19 protein-coding genes are annotated in these 21,238 nt (G+C 69.3%); 1 reads left to right on the forward strand and 18 read right to left on the reverse strand.

Annotated features, from left to right (window positions below; translation table 11 throughout):
* Window positions 1-55: 55 nt before the first annotated feature.
* From AC3ANS_RS22210 to AC3ANS_RS22265, 12 genes are all read right to left on the reverse strand, one after another.
* Window positions 56-760 (reverse strand): hypothetical protein, encoded by a 705-nt coding sequence (locus AC3ANS_RS22210; protein WP_488293741.1) that lies wholly within the window; start codon window positions 758-760, stop codon window positions 56-58.
* A gap of 65 nt (window positions 761-825) precedes the next feature.
* The gene (locus AC3ANS_RS22215; RefSeq protein WP_488293742.1) at window positions 826-1,512 is read right to left on the reverse strand and encodes an NAD-dependent deacylase; all 687 of its coding nucleotides are present in this window, start codon (window positions 1,510-1,512) and stop codon (window positions 826-828) included.
* Window positions 1,509-2,123, reverse strand: coding sequence for a class I SAM-dependent methyltransferase (locus tag AC3ANS_RS22220; protein ID WP_488293743.1), 615 nt, complete (start codon window positions 2,121-2,123; stop codon window positions 1,509-1,511). The genes AC3ANS_RS22215 and AC3ANS_RS22220 overlap by 4 nt, the downstream gene beginning before the upstream one ends.
* A gap of 28 nt (window positions 2,124-2,151) precedes the next feature.
* On the reverse strand, window positions 2,152-3,285 hold the full coding sequence (locus AC3ANS_RS22225; protein ID WP_488293744.1) for a GTPase family protein: 1,134 nt from the start codon (window positions 3,283-3,285) through the stop codon (window positions 2,152-2,154).
* A gap of 51 nt (window positions 3,286-3,336) precedes the next feature.
* Entirely contained in the window at window positions 3,337-4,194 is an 858-nt protein-coding gene (locus AC3ANS_RS22230) for a hypothetical protein (RefSeq protein WP_488293745.1), read from the reverse strand.
* Between the two features lie 50 nt (window positions 4,195-4,244).
* Window positions 4,245-5,258, reverse strand: coding sequence for an SIS domain-containing protein (locus AC3ANS_RS22235; protein ID WP_488293746.1), 1,014 nt, complete (start codon window positions 5,256-5,258; stop codon window positions 4,245-4,247).
* Entirely contained in the window at window positions 5,255-6,028 is a 774-nt protein-coding gene (locus tag AC3ANS_RS22240) for an ATP-binding cassette domain-containing protein (protein WP_488293747.1), read from the reverse strand. The genes AC3ANS_RS22235 and AC3ANS_RS22240 overlap by 4 nt, the downstream gene beginning before the upstream one ends.
* A complete protein-coding gene (locus AC3ANS_RS22245) occupies window positions 6,025-7,245 on the reverse strand; it encodes an alanine racemase (protein WP_488293748.1) in 1,221 nt (406 codons plus the stop codon). The genes AC3ANS_RS22240 and AC3ANS_RS22245 overlap by 4 nt, the downstream gene beginning before the upstream one ends.
* 18 nt (window positions 7,246-7,263) lie before the next feature.
* A complete protein-coding gene (locus AC3ANS_RS22250) occupies window positions 7,264-8,244 on the reverse strand; it encodes an ABC transporter permease (protein WP_488293749.1) in 981 nt (326 codons plus the stop codon).
* A complete protein-coding gene (locus AC3ANS_RS22255; protein WP_488293750.1) occupies window positions 8,241-9,197 on the reverse strand; it encodes an ROK family protein in 957 nt (318 codons plus the stop codon). The genes AC3ANS_RS22250 and AC3ANS_RS22255 overlap by 4 nt, the downstream gene beginning before the upstream one ends.
* A gap of 109 nt (window positions 9,198-9,306) precedes the next feature.
* Window positions 9,307-10,359, reverse strand: a complete 1,053-nt coding sequence (locus AC3ANS_RS22260; RefSeq protein ID WP_488293751.1) for a phosphotriesterase family protein — start codon at window positions 10,357-10,359, stop codon at window positions 9,307-9,309.
* A gap of 118 nt (window positions 10,360-10,477) precedes the next feature.
* Entirely contained in the window at window positions 10,478-11,449 is a 972-nt protein-coding gene (locus AC3ANS_RS22265; RefSeq protein ID WP_488293752.1) for a substrate-binding domain-containing protein, read from the reverse strand.
* 412 nt (window positions 11,450-11,861) lie between these two features.
* Here AC3ANS_RS22265 and AC3ANS_RS22270 point away from each other — a divergent pair, with 412 nt between their 5' ends.
* Window positions 11,862-13,043, forward strand: a complete 1,182-nt coding sequence (locus AC3ANS_RS22270) for an ROK family protein (protein WP_488293753.1) — start codon at window positions 11,862-11,864, stop codon at window positions 13,041-13,043.
* 54 nt (window positions 13,044-13,097) lie between these two features.
* On the opposite strand, the gene AC3ANS_RS22275 is transcribed toward AC3ANS_RS22270, so the two are convergent.
* The 6 genes from AC3ANS_RS22275 to AC3ANS_RS22300 all read right to left on the reverse strand — a co-directional run bounded on the left by AC3ANS_RS22275 (window position 13,098) and on the right by AC3ANS_RS22300 (window position 21,082).
* Complete coding sequence (locus tag AC3ANS_RS22275) at window positions 13,098-13,859, reverse strand: hypothetical protein (protein ID WP_488293754.1); 762 nt, start codon at window positions 13,857-13,859, stop codon at window positions 13,098-13,100.
* Between the two features lie 34 nt (window positions 13,860-13,893).
* Window positions 13,894-15,984 carry a beta-galactosidase gene (locus AC3ANS_RS22280; RefSeq protein ID WP_488293755.1) on the reverse strand — a complete coding sequence of 697 codons (2,091 nt, stop codon included), beginning with the start codon at window positions 15,982-15,984 and terminating at the stop codon, window positions 13,894-13,896.
* A 34-nt stretch (window positions 15,985-16,018) separates the two neighbouring features.
* Complete coding sequence (locus AC3ANS_RS22285) at window positions 16,019-17,002, reverse strand: ABC transporter permease (protein ID WP_488293756.1); 984 nt, start codon at window positions 17,000-17,002, stop codon at window positions 16,019-16,021.
* Entirely contained in the window at window positions 16,999-18,501 is a 1,503-nt protein-coding gene (locus AC3ANS_RS22290) for a sugar ABC transporter ATP-binding protein (protein ID WP_488293757.1), read from the reverse strand. Before AC3ANS_RS22290 ends, AC3ANS_RS22285 begins: the two co-directional genes overlap by 4 nt.
* Before the next feature lie 129 nt (window positions 18,502-18,630).
* Complete coding sequence (locus AC3ANS_RS22295) at window positions 18,631-19,764, reverse strand: substrate-binding domain-containing protein (RefSeq protein WP_488293758.1); 1,134 nt, start codon at window positions 19,762-19,764, stop codon at window positions 18,631-18,633.
* A gap of 235 nt (window positions 19,765-19,999) precedes the next feature.
* Window positions 20,000-21,082, reverse strand: a complete 1,083-nt coding sequence (locus tag AC3ANS_RS22300) for a LacI family DNA-binding transcriptional regulator (RefSeq protein ID WP_488293759.1) — start codon at window positions 21,080-21,082, stop codon at window positions 20,000-20,002.
* Between the last annotated feature and the right edge of the window lie 156 nt (window positions 21,083-21,238).

Raw genomic sequence — 21,238 nt, forward strand, 5'->3', positions numbered from 1 at the left:
CCGCGTGGTGCGGAGTCCCGGGGACGACCCGGATCGGGCCGTCCCCGGGGCCTCGTCAGCCCGTGATGCTGTTGAAGTCGATGACCTCGTCGTCGGCCGGAGCCTCGACGTCGAACGTCTTGTCGAACTCCGAGAACGTCACGCTCCCGGTGTCCGCGCCGTCGGTCTTCTCGATCTTGACCAGGTAGTGCGGGGAGTCGACGAGCACGTAGCCGGTCGAGGTCCCGTCCTTCGGATCCTTGTTGTCGATCTTCACGGTCTTCTCGCCGTCGACGTCCTCGGTGCCCTTCTTGGAGTACGTCGACTTGTCCGTGCTGTCGTCCTTGAGCAGCTGGTCGAGGAGCTTCTGGACGTCGCAGAACGTGTCGAACGACTCCTCCTCGGTCGGCACGACGACCCACTTGTCACCGACCGTCGCGATGACCTGGTCGGCGGCGTCACCCGCGGTCGAGCGCCAGAACGCCTCGTCGGGCTTCATCCACGTCGTCCCGTCGACCCCGAGCAGCTCGGTCGTGCCACCACCGATGCCGATCGTGCCGGTGCAGTCGCCCCCCGAACCTGCCTGCAGGTCGATGTCGACCTGCTGACCGTCGCTGGTCACCGAACCGCTGACCTTCACAGCCTTGAGGTCACCCATGTCCGACTTCGCGGTCTTGACGATGTCGTCCGCCGACTTGTCGGCGAACCCGTTGCCGCCGCCACAAGCGGTCAGCAGCACCGCCGTCCCGAGCCCGGTCACTGCCATTGCGATACGCGCCACGCGATTCCTCCTGAGGTTGGTGCGCTCACCGTGCCAGAAGAAGGCCCGGAGTCACACTTCGCGGGCTAGCCGAGCAGCTCCTTGACCCAGGCCGGGACGAGACGCGACGCGAGACCGTGGCGGGCCTCGTCGAAGAGGTGGCTGCTCTCGCTCGGCACGAGGTTGAGCTCGAGCGTCCGGGCGCCCTGGCGGGCGGCGTACAGCACGAGCCCGGCGGCCGGGTGCACCGCGCCCGAGGTGCCGATCGACACGAACAGGTCGGCCCGACCCAGAGACCCGAGGATCCGGTCCATGTCGTAGGGGATCTCGCCGAACCACACCACGTCGGGGCGCAGCTCGCGCAGGCCGCAGTACGGGCACGGCGGCCGGTCACCGAGGGTGTCCGCCCAGTCGAACCGGCGAGTGCACGCCCGGCACAGCGCCGACCGGAGCCGACCGTGCATGTGCAGGACGCGGCGCGAGCCACCGCGCTCGTGGAGGTCGTCGATGTTCTGGGTGACCACGAGGAGGTCGTCCCCGAGGCTGTCCTCGAGGCGGGCGAGCGCGCGGTGGGCGTCGTTGGGCTCGACCGCGGCCAGGGCGGCGCGCCGCTGGTCGTAGAACCGGTGCACGAGCTCCGGCTGACGCTCGAACGCCTCCGGGGTCGCGACCTCCTCGACGCGGTGCCCGTGCCACAGTCCCTCGGCGTCGCGGAAGGTCGGGACGCCGCTCTCGGCGGAGATCCCGGCCCCGGTCAGCACGACGACCTTCACGAGACCCTCCGGTGCACGGTCACCACGTAACCACCTGCCGGGTCGAACGGGTCACCCGCCCAGGAGCCGAAGCGGCGTGAGGGCTTCAGCCCGACCGACGACATGGCCGCATCGACCTGCTCCACCGGGGTCGGCGGGCAGTCCCCCGGCAGGTGCGCCGCGTCGAGGCCGAACCCGCAGACCACCGCACCTCCCGGCACGGTGTGCGCGGCGAGCCGCCCGCACGCGGCGTCCAGCGTGCCCTCCTCGAGCAGCGGGATCGTGTTGCCCGCGACCAGCAGGCCGTCGAAGCGGTCGCCGAGGTCCATCGACGCGAGGTCGGCCAGCCGCCAGTCCAGCCCGGGCGCGGCGGCCCGCGCGTGCTCCAGCATCGAGGCGTCGACGTCGACACCAACGACGTCGTACCCGAGCTCGTCGAGACGGACCGCGATCCGTCCGGTGCCGCAGCCGGCGTCGAGCACCCGCGCCGGAGCCGGGACCAGCCGCGTGAACAACCCGGCCTCGCCGTGCACGTCCTCGCCGCGCTCGGCCATGGCCGCGAACCGCTGGGCGTACGCCGAGGCGTAGTCCTCGCCCACGGTCGTCCGGGCGATCCGCTCCCAACGGGTCATGAGCTCCACCCGTTCGCGAGCCGTCTCTTCACGAGCCCAGTCTGCGCCGCGCGGCCTGGGTCTTGAACTCCTCGAGGAAGATCTTGCGCACCGAATCACCGTCCAGGGCTCCCCCGACCGTGCCGAGCTCGCCCCGGGACAGTCGCTCGCACACCCGCAACCAGGCCTGGCCCATGGCGTAGGTGAACGTGCCGGCCACGGTCGCGCTGATCGGGGCGGCCACCATCGTGCCGGCACCGGGGACGAACTTGATCATGTTGGTGACCAGCGACCGGCCGGCCGTGGTCGCGGCCGCGGTGGCTGCCAGCGACGCCGCGGTCGAGCGCTCGAGCGGCACGCCGTACGTCACGGCGATCGAGGCCATCATCCCGATCTGAAGCGGGACCAGGATGGCCGCGTCCGAGAAGGGGATCGGGGAGGCTCCGGCGGTGGTGGCGGCTCCCGTCGCCGTCTTGATCGCCTTCTCGGCCCGCTCTCGCTTGCGGGCGTAGTCGATGCGCTGGGCCGCGGTGATCGCGTGAGCAACGCCGTCCGGCGCGCCTCGAAAGGTGGCATCGAGGAGCTCCTGCAGGCCGTACGCCGCCTGGCCGGTGAAGTCGTCCTCGAGGGCCATCGTGTAGTGGATCAGGCCGTCCACGATGGGCAGCCGCAGCTCGGCGATGCTCGCGGCCAGCGCCTCGGCGTCGGGGTGGACCCGGTCGCCCGCCCTGGGCACCTGCGCGAGCACGAGGATCACCGGCAGCCCGAGCTCGTGGAGCGCGCGGACGAACGCGGCCTCGGTCGCCTCGAAGCGCCGGTCGCCGGCACGCACGCAGTACCACGCGACGTGCAGCTGCTCGGCCAGCGGCTTGCGGCGCATGCCGTGGAGGTAGTCCTGGAGCTCGCCGATCAGTACGTCGTTGTCACGGCCGACCTCCAGCCCGCGGGTGTCGAGCACCCCGAGCGTTCCGCTCCGGTGGAGGTAGAGGTGCTCGGCCCGGGTGACCGGCTCACCGATCCCGGTGGCCGCGATCTCCTGGCCGAAGATCGCGTTGACCAGCGTGCTCTTGCCGACCCCGGTCTTGCCGAAGATCGCGAGGTTGAACCGCCCGATCTCCTCGGCCTTGTCCCGCCAGGCCTTCGAGAAGGCCTGGCCGAACCAGTCGTCCGCGGGGGTCGCCATGTCTCCCAGCGTCTCAGGTTCGGTCAAGGAGCGGTTCGGTCCCGCGCCGGCTCAGGCGCACCCCAGCTGCTGGACGGTCCGCGGCCACACCTCGACGTCGTCGGGGGTCGCACCCACGTAGGCGCGGGAGCGATCGGGCGCCAGCCACAACCGGTCGTCCCCGTGCCGGAAGCGCGTGTCGACCGCATCGTCGGGGAGCTGCGTGTGCTCCTGGTAGGGCTCGGCGAAGTAGTCGCCGAGCTCGGGGTCGGGGTCGCGGACGAACGTCGGTTGCCTGTCCGTCCGTCCCAGGCTGAGGAACGTCATGTCCTCCCAGCTGCAGTGCTCGGGGCCGCTCACGACCGTGAGCTCGGTGGTGGGCACGGGCCGGCCGTCGGCGTCGGTCCACACCTCGTAGCCGTACTCCTCGCGGAACTCCCCGGGCAGCTCGACCGCGTCGCAGACCGCCCAGGACTCGGCGTACCACCCGTCGCCGCCGGCGCCCTCGGACCCCTCGCCGTCGTGCACGATCAACGCGGCCTTGGGCAGCCCGTCCACCTCGGCGACGTACAGGACCCGGTCGTCGGTCTCGGCCGCGACCAGCAGGTCCCGGGGCATCGAGAAGAAGAGCCCCTCGCTGAAGGCGTACCGGACGGCCTTCGCGGGGTCGTCGGCCGTGGCCCCCTCGGAGTACTCCTCGCCATGGAACGCCTGGCCGGTGCCCCAGGTGTCGCAGTCGACGACATCGCCGGCGGCGCCGGCCCGCGGGTGCCGGCCCTCGCCCTCGGCGAGGTAGAGCGGCCCGTCGTACTCGGACGTCGCCGGCTTCCCGACGCTGGCGTCTTCGTCACCGCAGGCGGTCAGCGAGCTCAGGGAGCCCAGTGAGACGGCGACGGCCAGGAGGGCCGCCGCGTTGGTTGGCCGGCGCACACGAGACCAGTGGTCCCCGCGCCACCGGGCGAGTGCCGCCGGTGCGGAGATCAGAAGGTTCGGGTCACCTTCGCCAACCCGGACGGCGCGTCCGGATCGAGGCCCTTCGCCAGCGAGGTGCGCAGTGCGGCGGCTTGGAGGGGCAGGATGTCGAGCAGTGGCGTCAGCGCGTGGTCCTCGGTCGGGAGCTCGACGCGTCGCACCCGGGCTCCGAGGGCCTCGGCGGATGTCAGGAACGCTGCGACACTCGGCGCCGTGGCCGGATCGGACAGGAGCCCGACGACCGGCATGCCCGGCCGGACCTGGCCCAGGGGTCCGTGGGTGGCGTCGCTCGCTGACCAGCCGGACGCAGCGATGGAGCAGGTCTCCATCAGCTTGAGCGCGCCCTCCCTGGCCGTCGCCATGCCATAGCCCCTGCCGACGATCATCGCCTGGTCACAGGTGTCGAAGGAGGCGAGCAGGCCCGGACCATCGACCTCGTCGACGATAACCCGTGCTGCCTGCTCGCTGACCACCGCGATGCGCTCGCCGACCGTCCCGCGAGCGACACCGGCCGCGAGCGTGATGATGACGTGAAGCGCGATCAGCTCGCAGGTATAGGTCTTGGTGGCTGCCACCGAGCGCTCCCGGCCGGCCCGCAGCGGAACGTGGAGGTCTGCCATCGCCGCAAGGCTGCTGCGGGTGTCGTTGGTCAGCCCGATCACCCGGACTCCGGCTGCCTGCGTCGCCTCCACGGTCGCGAGGAGGTCGGGCGACTCTCCTGACTGGGAGATCGCCATGCCCACGGAGCGCGGCCACCGGAGCTCGCGGTGGTACGCGGTGAAGGTGGCGGGTGTGGCCAGGACGCACGGAACACCGAGCAGGTTGTGCGCGAGGTACTGGGCGTACTGGGCGGCATGGTCGCTCGAACCCCTGGCGATCAGCACGATGAGCTCAGGTCGAACGGATCGGAGGAGCTCTGCGGCTTCGCCCAGGGCGTCGTCGCCTGCACCGGCCAGGTCCATCCAGCGGTCGGGCTGTTCGATGATCTCCGCGCGCAGATGTGCGCCGGGGGTGCCGCTCATTCGACGAGGCCGGTGATCATCGCGACGAGCTCGTTGTGACTCGTCTCGGACAGCTTCTTCGTGGCCACGTGGGTGCCGCGCCGGAGCACGGCGACGCGGTCGGCGAGGCGGAACACCTGCTCCATGTTGTGGCTGACGATCAGGATCGCGGCGCCCCTCTGCTTGAGCCGGTTGATGAGCTCCTCGACCTTGGCGGTCTCCGCCACGCCGAGGGCCGCAGTGGGCTCGTCCATGAGCACGAGGCCGGTCGCCCAGTGAGTGGCTCGACTGATGGCCACCCCCTGTCGCTGGCCCCCGGACAGATCACTGAGGATCGCCTTCGCCGACGGAATTCGGACGTCGAGGGTGTCGACGAGCTCCTGGGTCTGGCGAGCCATCGCCTTGCGGTCGAGGATCCTGAGCGGTCCCTTGGTGAGCTCCCGCCCGAGAAAGGTGTTCATGTACACCGGCTGGTTCTGTGCCAGGGCGAGGTCCTGGTAGACGACCTCCACCCCCTGAGACCTGGCATCGGACGCGTCGCGGAACTTGACTCGGTCGCCGTTGATGAAGATCTCCCCCGAGGTGGGTTGGTAGACCCCGGAGATCATCTTGACGAGGGTCGACTTTCCGGCACCGTTGTCGCCGACCAGCGCCACGATCTCGCCGGCGGCCACCTCGAGGTCGAACCGCTGCACGGCGATCACGCCACCGAAGCTCTTGTGGATCCCCACCAGTCGGAGCGGGGGGCTGGCAACCGCGTCGGCGGGGGTGGTCGCTGCGACGGGGATCATGGCGTGACTCCTGTGTTCGTGTCGGCGGTGATCGGAGCTGACCCGTCGGCGGACCACAGACCCTCCACTCGGAGGTCGCCGGTCGAGATGCCCGAGACCGCTGCGGTGAGCGCTCGGGTCACGAAGACCTGCGGCCGGAACCCGAAGATGACGGTGTCGCCGACGCGGACGGTGGCGCTCCCTGCCAGCGGGACCGTCGCGTAGTAGTCGATCGCTGCCGGCGCCGGCATCTCGACCGGATGCGGGCGCGCGCGGGCTACGTCCTGAGATCCCGGCTCCACGATGAGGGCCGAGCTGTGCGACTCGCCGAGGACCGGATCGACGTAGAGGCCGCCGCCGAACACGTAGGCGCGCTCGTGGTGCAGGTGTGAGACCTCGCTGAGGTACGCGATGGCGGGTTCCTCGACCAGGTCGGCCACGGCATGGAGAGGTGTCGTTCCTGTCAGGCCGTGCCCGGGCTCGACCTGGGTGGCGCCCGCTTCAGCGAGGTCCGGCAAGACGGAGACGGAGGTGGTGCCCGGAGCGTTCACCTCGACGTCGCCCCGGCTGGCGCGGAGTGCCCGGGCGGCGCGCGTGAGGGTGGCGCGGTTGGGCGTGGCGACAGCAGCCTTCGTGCTCTGGTCGAAGAGAGTGGCCGGGAAGGACGTGACTCCCGCGAACCGCACCCCTGGGATGGTGTCGATCAGGTCGGCGACCTCGAGCACCGTCTCAGCGGGGAAGCCGCCTTCATGGCCGGCGTAGAACCGATCGCCGGGCGCGAAGATGCGCAGCAGGACGTCCTGGGTACGGCCGAGATCCTGCGCTGCCGCGCCGGCCTCACGAGCCTTGTCCTCGTTGAACACCGTCCAGTAGAGCGGCTTGAGCGCGGCGGCGGCACCGGCATCGTGCCGTGGGACCTGGACGAGGTGTCCGATGTGCCCGACCTCCAGGCCGCCGGCCCGGGCCGCGACGGCGCACTGCAGGTCGACGCCGACCGCGTGGGTGACGCCGGCCCCGACCAAGGCCCGGGAGACATCGGGGTTGCGGCCGATCTGCTTGGTCATCGCGAACACGGTGAGCCCGAGAGGCTCAGCAGCGGCGGCGAAGGCCGCGGCGTTGCGGCGAACGGCGTCGAGGTCGATGACGAAGCAGTTCGCGGGCAGCCGGCCGTCCGCATGTAGCGTCGAGATGGCGTCGAGGAACTGAGGATTGCGCCTGCGCAGTACGTCGAGGAACACGTCGGTCTCCTGCTTCCTTCAGTTGTTCTTCTTGGTTCGCAGCGACAGCGAGACGGCGACGAGGATGATGATGCCGCGGACGATCATCTGCTGAGACGAGTTGAGACCGGCCAGGATCAGGCCGTTGTTGATCATGCTCATGAGCAGGCTGCCCACGAGCGCGCCCACCACGGTCGCCCGGCCGCCGTTCATGCTGGTCCCGCCGACGATGGCAGCGGCGATCACCGTCATGAGGTCGGTCTCTCCGAGCGAGTACTTCGCGCCCTGGAGTCTGCCGGCGTAGAGGAGTCCCGCGACGGCGGCCGTGACAGACGAGAGCACGAAGACCATCAGCCGGACCCGTGCGACCTTGATGCCGCTGACCCGCGCCGCGCCGGGGTCGTCGCCCACGGCGACGACATGCGCCCCAAAGCGGCGCTGGCGCAGGATGTGCCAGCCCAGCAGCACTGCCCCAGCCGTCCACCAGATGGAGATCGACATCCCGAGAAGGTCGCCCCCGCCGAACAGGCGGACGAAGGTCCTGTCGGTGACCGGCACGGACTGCAGGTCGCTCATCTGCCTGGCGAGGCCGGCGATCAGACCCATGGTCGCGAGGGTGACCAGAAACGAGGGAAGCCTCACCCAGGTGACGAACAGGCCGTTCACCAAGCCGACCGCCGCGCCGACGGCTATGCCCGCGAGCGCCGCGATCCACCACTGGTCGAGGTGTTCGAGGACCATCGCCGCGGTCAGCGCCGAGAGCGCAACCGTGGACCCGATGGAGAGGTCGATCTCGGCGGCTCCCAGGACGAACACGGCTCCGACGGCCATGACCGTGATGGGGGCCGCCTGGATGACGATGTTCGTCAGGTTCGTCGAGGTGAGGAAGTACTGGGTCTGGGTGATCGCGAAGTAGACGAACACGACGACGAAGCCGACGTAGACCACGTACTGGCTCCACCGCACCGTCATCAACCGCTCCCGCAGCCTCGTGTCGGCCAGCATGGCCAAGCCGGTCATCCCGCATCACCTCTCGTCTCGTCGTGGATGGCGTCGAGCGCAAGGCGCACGGCGCCGATGATCGGGGCATCCGCGCCCAGGCTGCTCTGGATCACTGGCGGCCTCCTCCATCCCAGGGTGGTCAACCAGTCTGTAGTGGCACGCACGAGCTCCGGACGCCCTCCGATGCCACCCGTGAGAACGACGACCTCCGTGTCGAGGACGGCGTTCACGGCGAGGATCGCGTGCGCGAGCCACTTGGCCTCCACGTCGATGGCCCTGGTGGCCTCCTCGTCGCCGGCCAAGGCTCGTTCGAACACCGCTTCGGCGTCGGCAACCCTCCCGGTGGCGTCGGTGAACCGCTGGACCAGCCGGTCCCCGGCCAGCACCTCCTCCAAGGGTCCGCGCCGCCGGTTGGCCGGATCGAGCGGATCTTCACCGATCGGGAGGTAGCCGATCTCACCGGCGGCACTGTGAGCGCCGCGCATCAGCCGCCCATCGACGACGATCCCCATCCCGACCCCGGTCCCGACGGAGATACAGACGAAGTTCCGATGACGGCGACCGACGCCGCAGTGCAGCTCCCCGACGGCGGCGACGTTGACGTCGTTCTCGAGGACCACCGGGTGGCCCAGGGCGTCGACCAACGAGGCTTTGAACCCATGGCGATCCATCAGTGCGAGATTGGGAGCTCGACTGAACCCGTCCTCGTCGAGGTCGGGCACGCCGGCTCCGCCGATGCCGGTCGCCACGATCGACCGGGGCGCGATCCCGGCATCATGACTCAGCTGGTGCGTGATCTCGATGAGCTGCTTGTTGACCTCCGCGCCTGAGCGGTTCGTCCGGACGGTGAGGTCGGCGAGGATCGACCCGTCCATGCCGGCGAGGCCGGCCCGGATCTTGGTGCCACCGAGGTCGACCCCCACCACGTAGGTGGCCTGGTCGCTGCGCCGGCGCGGTGCCAGATCGCTCATGCGTGTTCTGCTCCATGTCCAGTGATTGACGATGTCCGAGGCGGACGAGCGGTGGGATCTGCGACCCGCCGATCAGCGGGGGGTGGACGGAACCACCCAGAAGGCTGGCTCACGTTCCCGTGAGGCTGAGCAGCCGCACGGGGTTCTCACGGCTGAGCACGTCGATCCACTGCTCATCCAGTCCGTGCTCGAGACACATCGGCAGGAAGACCGCTCCGAGGTACCCCAGACCCCACTGGCCGTGGGTCTTCGGGTTCAGGTAGACCTCGGCACCGGTGAGGTCCTGCGACAGGATCAGCTGTCTGCCGTAGCCACGGTTCACCAACTCGACCAGGCGGATGGCCCGCTGGACGTCGGATCGGTGGTAGGCGCGCTTGACGTACTCGCCCTCCTCCGGGTCCGACGGCGGGGGCTCCAAGAAGAAGTCCCAGAACTGCTTGCCGATCGTGTCGAAGGCGATGTTGACACCGAGATCGAGCACCTCGAGCAGGTAGTCCAGGTCCGGGCGGATGTCCATGTGCCCGATCACCACGCGGCTCAGGTCGGCGCCCTCCTGGCGGAGGATCGCGACCTGCTCCAACGCCATGGTCGCGTGCGTGGTGTGGGTGACCAGGCTGACGCCGGTGGCCACCTGCGCGCGCGCCGCAGCACGGAGGCTGAGCTCCTCATGAGGCAGGATCTCGCCGAGCCCGGTCGCCTGCTCACCTAGGATCCCGGCCTTCAGGCCGGTGCCCCCGATGCCGACCGTGACGTCCTCGATGAATCTCGCTTCGAGCTGGTCGATCGTCGACTCCGCCACCCAGCGAGGACTGAAGCTCCCGAGGTACGTGGCTGTGCCGAGCACGATGTGGAGCCCGGTCTGCGCTGAGATCCGCTCGAGGATGTCGACGTTCTCGCCGTGCGCCGATCTGCCCACGACCCCGTAGGGGCTGAGGTCCACGATCGTGTCGAACCCCAGGCGCTTCAGACCGCGCAATGCTGCGACGCCATGGCTGACCTGGTCCTCGACGAACCCGGGGTCGTCGGTGTCGTGGTGGAACCGCCCGTCGGCCCCGTCGACCGTGCTGCGTCCACCGGACAGCCAGGGCCCCGGGACCAGCGAGACCAAGTGCTCGTGGGGGAGGACCCGACCCAGCTGCCCGGGTTCCACCGGACCGCGCACCGTCTGCACGTAACCACCCGGAACGTCATCCACCGGGACTACTCCCTTCTCGTGGCGGGTGTGCCGGCCCGGGTCACGGACCGACACACCCGCTCGTTGCTCGCCAGTGACTCGGTCGCTACCCGATGCTGTCGGGCGGCTGCGTTCCGTAGTCCTGCTCCCACGCCTCCGCCAGGTTCTCGGCGGTGACACCGATCGGGGTGGACGCGACGAGCGCGGGCGCGGACTTGTCGAGCAACCCATAGGCGCCTGAGATGGCCAGTCCCTGCCCGATCCCGGTCGCACCGTTTCCGACCAGTCCGACCATGTTCCCGCCGTTGACCAGGTCGGCGGCCAGAGTCGCGTCGAGGTCGTTGGTGACGACCTTGACGTCCGATCGCCCGGCATCCCGCAGAGCTGCCACAACCCCCTGTGCGGCGGTCGCCCAGGGCACGTAGATGCCCTTGAGATCTGGATGCTTGACGATCAGAGCCGCCGCGATCTCCTGGGTCTTCGCCTCGTCGGTGAAGCCCTGCTCGACGGCGATCTTCATGTCCGGATAGAGGTAGCCGGCCCACGCCTTGAATGCTTGGTCCCGCTGGTTCGTGAACCAGAAGTCGGCGTCGTGGTACATGTACGCGATCTCTCCGGTACCGCCGAGCGCCTCGCCGAGCAGCTCTGCGTTCTCCTTGCCGGCCTGAGCCAGGTCCTCGGTAACGATCGAGACGAACTCGTTGCCGGCGGTCCAACCTGCCGGCGGTGTGGTCATGATCGCGATCTTGACGCCCTGGTCGACGGCCGGCTGGAAGGTCTTCGCAGCCGAGGTCGGGTCGACGGCGATCGCCACGATGATGTCCGGGTGGAGCGCCAGCACGGTCTCGAGGTTGTTCGCCTGGGTTGCGGCGTCGAAGTTCGCCTGCGTGCTCGCGACGACCTCGATGCCGAGCTCCTCGAACTCGGCGCGGGCGCCGTCTTCGACTGCGTTGACGAACTCCGAGGTCGTGTGCCACACGAATGCCGCCGTGTAGTCGCCCTCCTTGACCTTCGCGATCTCGTCGTCGGTGAGGGTGAGCTCATCGAGCGCCCCGGGCTTCTCGCCGTTCGGCCCCACGAAGTCGAGACTCGGCTCCTCTGCCGTCGTCGTGGACGTGCCAGAGGCCCCCGTGTCGGACCCCTTCTCTGATGACGCGTCGGAGTCGGCGCATCCGGCGAGTACCAGCGCGGAGAGCGCCAGCACCACACCGGCACGGGCGAACCGTGTCCGAATGGGCTTAGTGGTGCGGATCATCCTGACCCTTCCGATGTGGATGGGGCGGCGCCTGACAGGTCACCGCCTGGAGTGGTAGCTGCCGGTCCGACCACGAGCCCGGGAGCCAGCAGCGATAGTTTGCTTTCAGGATGGAATTAAAGTCAAGAGCAGCCGCCGACAATTTGCGAGATCGAGACACGAAACTCGACTCCACCGGGTTTGCCGAGGGCCGTGCGACTGGATTTAGGATGGCCCTGAGCCGAAAGGAGACCCGGTGGTCCAGGGCACCAGAGAGCTGAACCGCAGCGCGATCTTGACCGAGCTCCTCCGGAGCCGGCCGAGCTCTCGCAAGCAGCTCGCCGCAAGCACGGGGGTTTCACAGCCGACGGTGACGCGGGCGGTCGACGAGCTGATCGCGGACGGCCTGCTCCTCGAAGGACACGAGATCATCGTGGAGAGCCGAGGCAGGCGCGCACGCACCATCGACGTCGTCGCAGACCGTGCACTGGTCCTCGGCGTCGATCTCGGCGCGTCCAACACGCGTGTCCTGCTGGCGGATCTCCTGGCGGCACCGATCACGGTCGTGGCCTTGTCCACGCCTTCCGCACTCTCGCCCCAGGACCTGGCGCGGTGGCTCGTCCGAGAGCTCCGTGCTGTCGCCGCGGGGCGGTGGGATCGCATCAGCCGGGTCGCTCTCGGACTTCCCGGGGCCGTGAGTCAAGAGGACGGCTCGGTCTCCAACGCCCCGAACCTCTCCCAGGTCGAGGACCCCGGGTTCCTCGCCACGGTGCGGCGGGAACTGGGCAAACCACTGCAGATCGACAACGACGCCAACTACGCCCTGTTGGGTGAGATGAGGTTCGGCGCCGCGAGGACGTCTCCGAATGCGGCCATCCTCACTCTCGGCGCCGGCCTGGGTGCTGGCCTTGCCGTCGAGGGGCGGCTCCTCCAGGGCAGCCGAGGGCTCGTCGGCGAGTTCGGCCAGCTGCCCGCCGGGCCCATGGGCAGCCGCCTCGAACAGCTGGTGACCGGTCCCGGCATCCTGCGCCGGGCGCACGATGCCAACATCCACCTGGATGATCCGTCTGCGCTCTTCGCTGCGGATGCTCCCCCTCACGTCCGAGCGCTGCGGGCGCAGTTCGACCAGGCGCTTCTCCTCGTCCTGATGGCCATCGTGGTCTCCTGCGAACCGAACACCATCGTTCTGGGCGGCGGCATCTCCAAGTCGCTCCTTCCCGACCTCAGCCAGTACGAGGACTCCTTGCGGATCGCCTTGCGCTACTCCCCGACGTTGACGGGGGCGGCGCTCGGCGACTACTCCGGCGCGACCGGCGCAGCAGTCGCCAGCCTCCACGCCGAGTACTCGTCCATCGGAGTCCAGCGAGACGCCTTGGCCCGCCTGCCGGGCGGTACCACTCTCAACGTCGACTCCCTGAGAGCTGCCGGCGCCGTCTAGCGACCAGACGGCCGGTCGACGCGCCGTGCGGCGCGTCGACCGGCCGTGGAGTCGCTATGCCCGGTAGAGAGCCGAGCCGGACGAGACCATCGAGGCCAGCACCGCGCCCTTGTCCGCGGCGGGTGCGGCCAGGTACCTCTCCGCGGCTGCTTGGTCGAGCACGAGTCCGAGAGACACCGTCTTCCCCACCGCCTGCTGCCACGCTGTCAGCCGGTCGAGGACGTCGTCGACGCTTCCCTGGATGTCGACGACGGCGGGGTCAGCCGTGGTGATCGAGGTGATCTTGTGGTCGGCGTCGAAGTCCAGGATCAGCGACGCCCACAGGGAGGCGCCGTCGTGGACGCCGAGGATGACCGTGCCACCCGCGGCGACGAGGGCCTCCGCCGCCGCCTCGGCCTCCTGGAGAGAGGCGCCGGTCCTCCACTGGAGACCGAGCACCTCCCGGGCCGGGCCCGGGTGGGTGACGATGCCGTCCGCGAAGTCGTCGAGCAGACGGTAGGTCCGCTGGACGAACACGTCGAGGTCGTCGTCGATCGCCCAGGAGTCCTGGACCGCGGCGAAGTACGAGTCGACCGCATGGCGCTCCATGACGACGACGAAGTCGACCTCGCCCTGGTTCTTCTCGTACAGGTCGCGGGCCAGCGCGTGGGCGTCGCCGACCGTGTCGACCCGTCCGACGCACTCCACGCCGGCGGTGTGGCGGAACTTGACCACCTCGCCGTCCTCGTGGATGACCACGAGGCGGCGAGCGGCCTTGGCGGACCTGAGGAGCAACGCCTGGGCGTTGCGCCACTGGTCCACGTCGATGTCACTCATGAGGACGTCTTGGTGCAGCATCTGCGTACTCCCTTCAGGCGGTGACGGTGCACCGGTAGACGTGGATCGAGTAGGGCTCCATCGGCTCGTGGATGGTCGAGCCGATGGCCGTGACCTCCCGGCCGGCCCAGACCTCGGCGACCTCCTTGAGGTCCACCCCGAGATCGACCTGGGCCTCGATCGGCTCGGCCGACGGGTTCGCGACGAAGACGAGCTTGGCGCTCGCGTCATCCGGGTCGGAGTGCACGGTGACGTCCAGGCGCGGATCGTTCGTCGTCGCCTCCTGGACGCCGGCGGTGCGCACCACCTGGGACACGGTCCCCGGCACGCTCGCCAGGTCCCTCACCACGGTGATGGAACCGGCTCCCACCGGCACCTGCCCCTCGCTGACCCCGGCGCCGAGGGCGTCGGAGAGCACCGAGCAGGGTCGCATCAGGCTGTCCAGCTCGGGGACCTTCGGTCCGATGACGACGCTGCCACCGCGTCGGGCGAAGTCGACCAGGCTCTGTTGCACGCCTGCGTCGAGGTAGTCGAGCGTCGCCAGGACGACGACCTTGCGGCCGGCCCAGCGCCCCGGCCGCAGATCGGTGTCGGAGAGCACGGTGCTCGCGCCGGTGGCGGCGAGAGCGTCGTTGAACGCTCCGAACCAGGTGCCCTTCGCGATCTGCACCGGCTCGCTGAAGCCGAGCGTCGACTCGCTCACCGTCACCGGACCGGCGTACTCCGAGAAGCCCGACGGCGTCTCGAGGAAGTCGCCCGGGAAGGAGACCAGGACGCTCGTGGCCTCCAGACGGTCGTACTCCCGGTTGGCGAGCAGCAGCACGTCCGCGTCGCGCCGGAACCGGTGGAACTCTCCCCGCTCCAGCATCGCGTTGACGTTGCCGAACATCGCGACCTTCTCGGGTCGCTCGCTGCCGTCGCGGCGCACCGGCGAGTCGAGCCAGCGGTCCCGCTCGACCAGCATGTAACGGGAGAAGCCCTTGATCCCCTGCATCAGGGCGGCCTTGGTGACGAACTCCTCGTCGTGCCAGTCGCCCGGGTTGAGGTACCACGGCCAGACACCGGCGATGAACTCCGGGATGTACGGGTAGCGGCTGGTGCCGACGACGTACGACGCGACGGTCTTGACGTGGGTGAACAGCTCCTTGCGGGAGTAGATGTCGAACCCGACGAAGTCGAGCTTGTCCTCGAGTCGCATGAGGTTGAACGGCGTCGTGAACCCCGACGCAGCGCCACCGGGGCCGAGCGGGTGAGGGTAGTTGTGGAACAGCGCGATGCCACCGAGCCCGCGTTCGCGCATCATCCCGCCGAGGCGGTCCATCGCGTTGACCAGGTACATCTCGCGGTACTCCGCCCAGTCCGCGTACCACGGGATGTCCACCTTGTCGGTGGCGGCGAAGCGTCGCGGGGGCTCGATGCCGGCCCGGTCCGGGTAGCTCTGGGAGTATGCCGCGTTGACGGCGTCGAGGTCGCCGTACTTGTCGACGACGAAGTCGCGGTAGGCCTCGACCGACTCCGGCGAGTAGTCCGCGATGTAGGCGTTGACTCCGAAGAAGTAGGCCATCTCGTTGTCGACCTGGGCGGCGACGACGCCGCCGGCGGGATAGGCGTGCTTGGCCAGGATCGAGCAGATCGCGTCGTACCAGAGAGCGGTCTCGTCGTAGAAGGCGTCGGAGGCGTAGTTCAGCGCCGGGATCGGCTTGGGAACCTGGGTGAGAACGACCTTGGACCCCTGCGCACTGAGCGCGTGGAGGCGCTCGTCGGCGAGGATCCGCTTCGGGTAGCCGAACCAGGTCAGCTCGGAGTTGATCTGGGGGCCGGGCCGGACGACGATCTTGAACCCCTTCTGCTCGCACAGCGTCAAGAAGGCGTCGATGTCGTTGGACGGGTTGATGTCGCCGAAGTCGAAGCGACCCTTCTCGATCTCGTGGACCTCCCACGGGATGTAGATGGAGATCATGGTGAAGCCCATGCGCTTGACCGAGTCGAGGATGCCTTCCCAGTTGTCCCGGTCGAGACGCCAGTAGTGGACGGCACCGCCGTAGAGGCTCACCTCCGCTCCATCGATCGCCATGGAGCTGTTCTGGATCGTCACGGGGCGGTGGGTGCCGGAGTGCTGAGGCACGGATGTTCCCTTCCTTGTCGGGTTGGTGGGGGTCCTACTTGTTCCGGGCGAGTGCCACCGCGAGGATGATGATCACGCCCCTGATGACCTGCTGCTGGCTCGAGTCGAGGCCGGCGAGGATCAGGCCGTTGTTGATCAGGCCCATGAGGAGGGCGCCGAGGAGCGTGCCGACGACGGACCCGCGTCCACCGGCCATCGCCGTGCCACCGAGGATCACCGCCGCGATCGCGGACAGCTCGTCTCCCTCGCCCCACTGGAACCGCCCGGACTGCAGGCGGCCGGCGTACAGGAGACCGGCCAGCGAGGCGGCCAGCGCCGAGATCATCATCACGCGGAACTTGATCGCCCTCGTGTTGATGCCGGAGTACTCGGCTGCGGTGCGGTTCGCGCCGGTGGCCAGGACCTGGCGTCCGAAGCGTGCCTTCCGGAGGACGACGGCACCGACGGCGACGGCGGCGCCGCTCCAGATGACCAGGCCGGGAAGGCGACCGATGTTGCCACCGCCGAAGACGGTGTTGAAGGTGCCGTCGAGGATGGGCTGCGGCGCCGAGTCCGTGACCCACTGCGCCACACCGGCCGCTATCCCGAGCATCGCGAGCGTCACGAGGAAGGACGGGATGCGGAGGAAGGCGACGAGCGATCCGTTGATCGCTCCCACGACGGCGCCGACGGCCAGACCGGCGAGGACGCCGGCGATCAGGCCGTGGTCGGAGATGGTCATGGCCGCGGTGATGGACGCGAGCCCCGCGATGGAGCCGACCGACAGGTCGATCTCGGCGCAGGCGATGACGAACGTCATCCCCACCGCGATGATCGTGATGATCGCCGTCTGACGCAGGATGTTCAGGAGGTTGGTCGAGCTGAGGAAGCCCCGGTCTCCCAGGAGCACGGCGAACACCACGAACACGACGACGAAGCCGACGTAGATGATGTCCCGCCTCCAGTCGAAGCGCTCTGCGGCGCGCCCCCACCAGGTGGCCACTCCGCCTCCCGGCCGTGCCGGCGTCGTGGTGCTCATGCCACGAGCCCTTGCACGGCGAGCTCGAGGTCTTCCTCGGAGGCGATGTGCTCGGCGTCGATGCTGTCGACGATGCGCCCCTTGCGCATGATGAGGAACCGGTCGCACATGGCGATCAGCTCGGGGAACTCCGACGAGATCACGAGGATCCCCTTTCCGGTCTGCGAGAGCTCTCGCACGATGTGGACGATCGCTGACTTCGTGCCGACGTCGACGCCGGCCGTGGGCTCGTCCATCACCAGGACGTCGGGGTCGGTCCCGAGCCACTTGGCGAGGACGATCTTCTGCTGGTTGCCGCCGGACAGCAGCCGGGCCGGCGCATCGGGCCGTGCCACGGCGATGGAGAACTGCTCGATCAGCTGGTCCGAGACTTCGCGGACCCTGTCGGTGGCGACCAGGCCGTGCCGGCGCAGGCCCCGGAGCAGCGGCAGCGTGAGGTTCTCGCGGACCGAGTGGTCGAGCACCAGGCCCTGGAGGCGGCGGTCCTCGGGGACGAGCGCGATGCCGGCTCCGATGGCGTCGCCGGGAGAGCCGATCCGTACGGACTGTCCGTCCTTGACGATCGTGCCCCGGGTGATGCGGCTGATGCCGAAGAGCGCGCGGGCCAGCTCGCTGCGACCGGCGCCCATGAGCCCGGCGACGCCGACGACCTCGCCGGCGTGTACCTGGAACGTGGCGCCCTCGACGCCGTCGGCGTGGAGGTCGCGCACGTCGAGCAGGACGTTCCCGGTGACGGCCCTCCGGGTGGGACCCTGGGCCGCGGCGACCTCCTTCCCGGCGATCCCGGCGACGATCTCCTGCGGCGTGACGTCGCTGAGCGCCGAGGTGAGGAGGTTCTTCCCGTTGCGGAGGATCGTGATGCGATCGGCGATCCGGTACACCTCGTCCATACGGTGCGAGATGTAGATGATGGCGATCCCCTGGGACTTCAGTCGCCTCACGAGCTCGAACAGGGCGTCGACCTCGTGCTTGGCGAGCGAGGCCGTCGGCTCGTCCATGATGAGGACCTTGGCGTCCTGCCCGAGCGCCTTGGCGATCTCGGTGAGCTGCCACTGGGCCGTGGACAGCGACCCCACCTCTGCCGCGGGGTCGATCGCCACGCCGATGCGCGCCAGGAGCTCGGCCGCACGAGCACGCATGGCGCGGTCGTCGACGAGACCGCCGCGAGTCGGCTCGGTCACGAGGAAGATGTTCTGCGCGACGGTCAGCGTGCTGATGAGCGAGAACTCCTGGAACACCATGCCCACCCCGGCGGCACGCGCGGCCTGGATGGTCGTCGCCTTGAGCGGGGTGCCGAACACCTCGACGTCACCTGCGTCGCGCTGGTAGACGCCTTGCAGGATCTTCACGAGGGTCGACTTGCCGGCACCGTTACCGCCGGCGAGCGCGTGGACCTCACCTGGCCGCACGTCGAAGTGGACGTCCTCGAGCACGGTGACGCCGTTGAAGGCCTTTCGGATGCCGTGCATGCGGACCGCGAGCTGGGTCTCGACAGGCATGCGCATGTCCTCCTGGGTGGTAGGGAGAGAGGGTGGACCGGGGGGATCGAGGCGCCCCCCGGTCCAGCGGCGTCGTCAGCCGCAGCAGGCTCCCCGGCCATGGAGTAACCGGGTCGACCGCGGAGCGGGTCAGTCGGAGTACGAGTCGACGACCTCGGCCGGCGGGTCAGAGTGGTAGACCTGCTCCCAGGCTTCGAGCACGTTGTCGTGCGAGACAGCGAGCGCCGAGAGGGCGACGTACGGCGGGGCGCTCTTGCCGAGCAGACCGCCCGCGGCGAGGTTCGCCTCTGTCACGCCCTGGTCGTAGGGGACCTGGGCGCCGAGACCCACCACCAGCTCGTCCTTGGCGAGGGCGATGGCGACGTTGGTGCCGAGGTCCTCCGTCGCGATCTTCAGGTCCGAGCGGCCGGCGGCACGCGCCGCGGCCATGATGCCCTCGGCAGGCACGTCCCAGACGCCCCAGATCCCGTCGAGATCGGGGTACTGGGTCAGCCATGCGTCCGCGACCGCCTGGGCGTCGCCGGCGAAGTCCGGGCCCGCGATGCCCTGCTCGTCGACGATCTCGATGTCGGGGTAGTCCTCCTCGATCGTCGTCTTGAAGCCCTCGTACCGCTGCTTGGTGACGAAGAAGTCGGCCTCGTGCGAGATCAGGCCGATCTTGCCGGACCCGTTCAGGGCCTTGGCCATGAGGTGGGCCGACACGACACCGTTGCCGTAGTTGTCGGCTGACACCACCGAGACGTAGTCCTTGCCGGCCTCCAGACCGTCCGGGACGTTGTCCATGAAGACCAGCTCGATGCCGGCGTCGGCCGCGGCCTGGTAGGCCGACGCCGTCGCGACCGGGTCGGTCGGGATCGACACGATGATGTCGGGCTTCCTCGCCATCACAGTCTCGATGTCGGAGACCTGCTGCCCCGGGTCGAAGTCCGCATCGGTCACGGCCACGACCTCGATGCCCAGCTCGGCGAAGCGGGCCTTCAGGCCGGCGATCTGGGCGTTCGCCCAGTCGTTGCCCCCGTAGTGCATGACGATCGCGGCCTTCGCGCCCATCTCCTTGACCTGGGCGACCTCGTCGTCGGTGAGATCGGCCACGGAGGCCGGCTCCGGGTCCTCGCCGTGGGGTCCCTTCGCCAGGACCTGGCCCTCGAGGGCTGCCAGCGCCTCGTCGGCCTGGGTCGAGACCTTCGTCTTCTCGGTGGCGATCTCTTCGGGATCCGACGAGCACGCCGCAAGCCCGATGGCCACGAGGGCCAAGGGGGTCACCCAACGCAACCTGCGCAACATCAACTGTCTCCTTCGATCGGTGTGCGGTTGGTGGTTCCTGTCTTCGAGCTCGGCGCTACGGGCCGTCTCGATCGCCGTGCGCACCCCCGGCGGAACGCGTGACGGGACCGAGTGTGAACGTTCGCCCCGCCGATGCGCAAGGGTTTGGGCGAACGTTCGCCTCAAGTCGTGACTCTCGGCCCGGGAGACGTCCGGGACTTTGGTCCCGCGGGCCTCAGGTCCGAGGCGCGGCTGCGGCTGCGGAGGAGCGCACCACCAGCTGCGGGACGGCAGGGGTGGTGACCGGCTCGGTGCCTTCGATCAGTGCCAGGACGATGTCCATGCACCGCGCACCGACGATGGAGAACGACTGACGCACCGTCGTCAGTGGGGGGTACATCTGCGACGCGAACTCGTTGTCGTCGAAGCCGACGATCGAGATGTCGTCGGGCACCCGGACGCCTCGCTCGTACAAGGCGCGGACGAAGCCCAGGGCCATGAGGTCCGAGGCGATGAAGATCGAGCTCGGCAGCCCCTCCGCGATCATCTGCCGACCGATCCGGTAGCCACTGTCGCCCGTCCAGTCGCCGTAGCGCACCGCCACCGCCGGCAGCTCGTGCGCGCGCAGCTCGGCCTGCCAGCCCCGCAGTCGGACCTGCCCGTCGAGCCAGTCCTGACTACCCGCCAGGTGGGCCACCTGGCGGTGCCCCAGGTCGATGAGGTGGCGGGTCGCCAGTCGAGCGCCCAGCTCCTGGTCCTCGTAGAAGACGGTGATGCCCGGCTGGCTCGCCTCTCCCGGCGACAGCATCACCACCGGGATGCCCATCTTCAGCTCCTGCGTCACGTGCGCCAGCGATACCCGCGGCGCGATGACGACGATGCCCTCGACGCCTCGCTCGAGGAAGTCGTGGAAGGCCTTGGCGACCTCCTGCGGCGAGGGATAGACGGTCGTCGTCACGATGGCGTTGTAGCCGGCGTCACGGGCTGCGCGCTCGACGGCCGCGAGAGTGCTGACCGGTCCGTACTTGGGCGAGCCGTCGGCGATGACGCCGATGGCGCGTGTGCGACTCGTGACCAGAGCCCGCGCCGACTCGTTCCTCCGGTAGCCGAGGTCCTCGATGACCTCGAGGACCCGCTCACGCGTCGCCTCGGAGACCCTGCCGCCACCGTTGATCACGCGAGAGACCGTCTGGTAGGACACGCCGACCTCGCGTGCGACATCCTTCAGCGATGGGCGCCGCCGCAAGCCGCCCACTCCGTCTCCCTCACCGCTCGAGTCCCGCACACCATGGCTCCCCGCTCCGCCCTCGGTGCCCACGGATCACCGAGGGCGGCAACACCCGTCAACACCACAGGACGACGATGTCCAGGCTAGTCGACAGGCCGGACCGCCCGCGGACCGGCAGCAGCCAGCGAGCGCCTCGCGCCGGGCGCCGTGGGGGTCGGAGAGATGCCGACGCCGGCAACCCCCAGG

The sequence above is a fragment of the Nocardia sp. 149-1B genome, from assembly GCF_057747975.1.

Bases quoted from the DNA above. Each gene is read 5' to 3' on its own strand.
- AC3ANS_RS22235 (WP_488293746.1), bottom strand. From the start codon at position 5,258: ATGAGCGGCACCCCCGGCGCACATCTGCGCGCGGAGATCATCGAACAG.
- AC3ANS_RS22290 (WP_488293757.1), bottom strand. From the start codon at position 18,501: ATGCCTGTCGAGACCCAGCTCGCGGTCCGCATGCACGGCATCCGAAAG.
- AC3ANS_RS22275 (WP_488293754.1), bottom strand. From the start codon at position 13,859: ATGAGTGACATCGACGTGGACCAGTGGCGCAACGCCCAGGCGTTGCTC.
- AC3ANS_RS22255 (WP_488293750.1), bottom strand. From the start codon at position 9,197: ATGAGCGATCTGGCACCGCGCCGGCGCAGCGACCAGGCCACCTACGTG.
- AC3ANS_RS22250 (WP_488293749.1), bottom strand. From the start codon at position 8,244: ATGACCGGCTTGGCCATGCTGGCCGACACGAGGCTGCGGGAGCGGTTG.
- AC3ANS_RS22225 (WP_488293744.1), bottom strand. From the start codon at position 3,285: ATGGCGACCCCCGCGGACGACTGGTTCGGCCAGGCCTTCTCGAAGGCC.
- AC3ANS_RS22220 (WP_488293743.1), bottom strand. From the start codon at position 2,123: ATGACCCGTTGGGAGCGGATCGCCCGGACGACCGTGGGCGAGGACTAC.
- AC3ANS_RS22285 (WP_488293756.1), bottom strand. From the start codon at position 17,002: ATGAGCACCACGACGCCGGCACGGCCGGGAGGCGGAGTGGCCACCTGG.
- AC3ANS_RS22240 (WP_488293747.1), bottom strand. From the start codon at position 6,028: ATGATCCCCGTCGCAGCGACCACCCCCGCCGACGCGGTTGCCAGCCCC.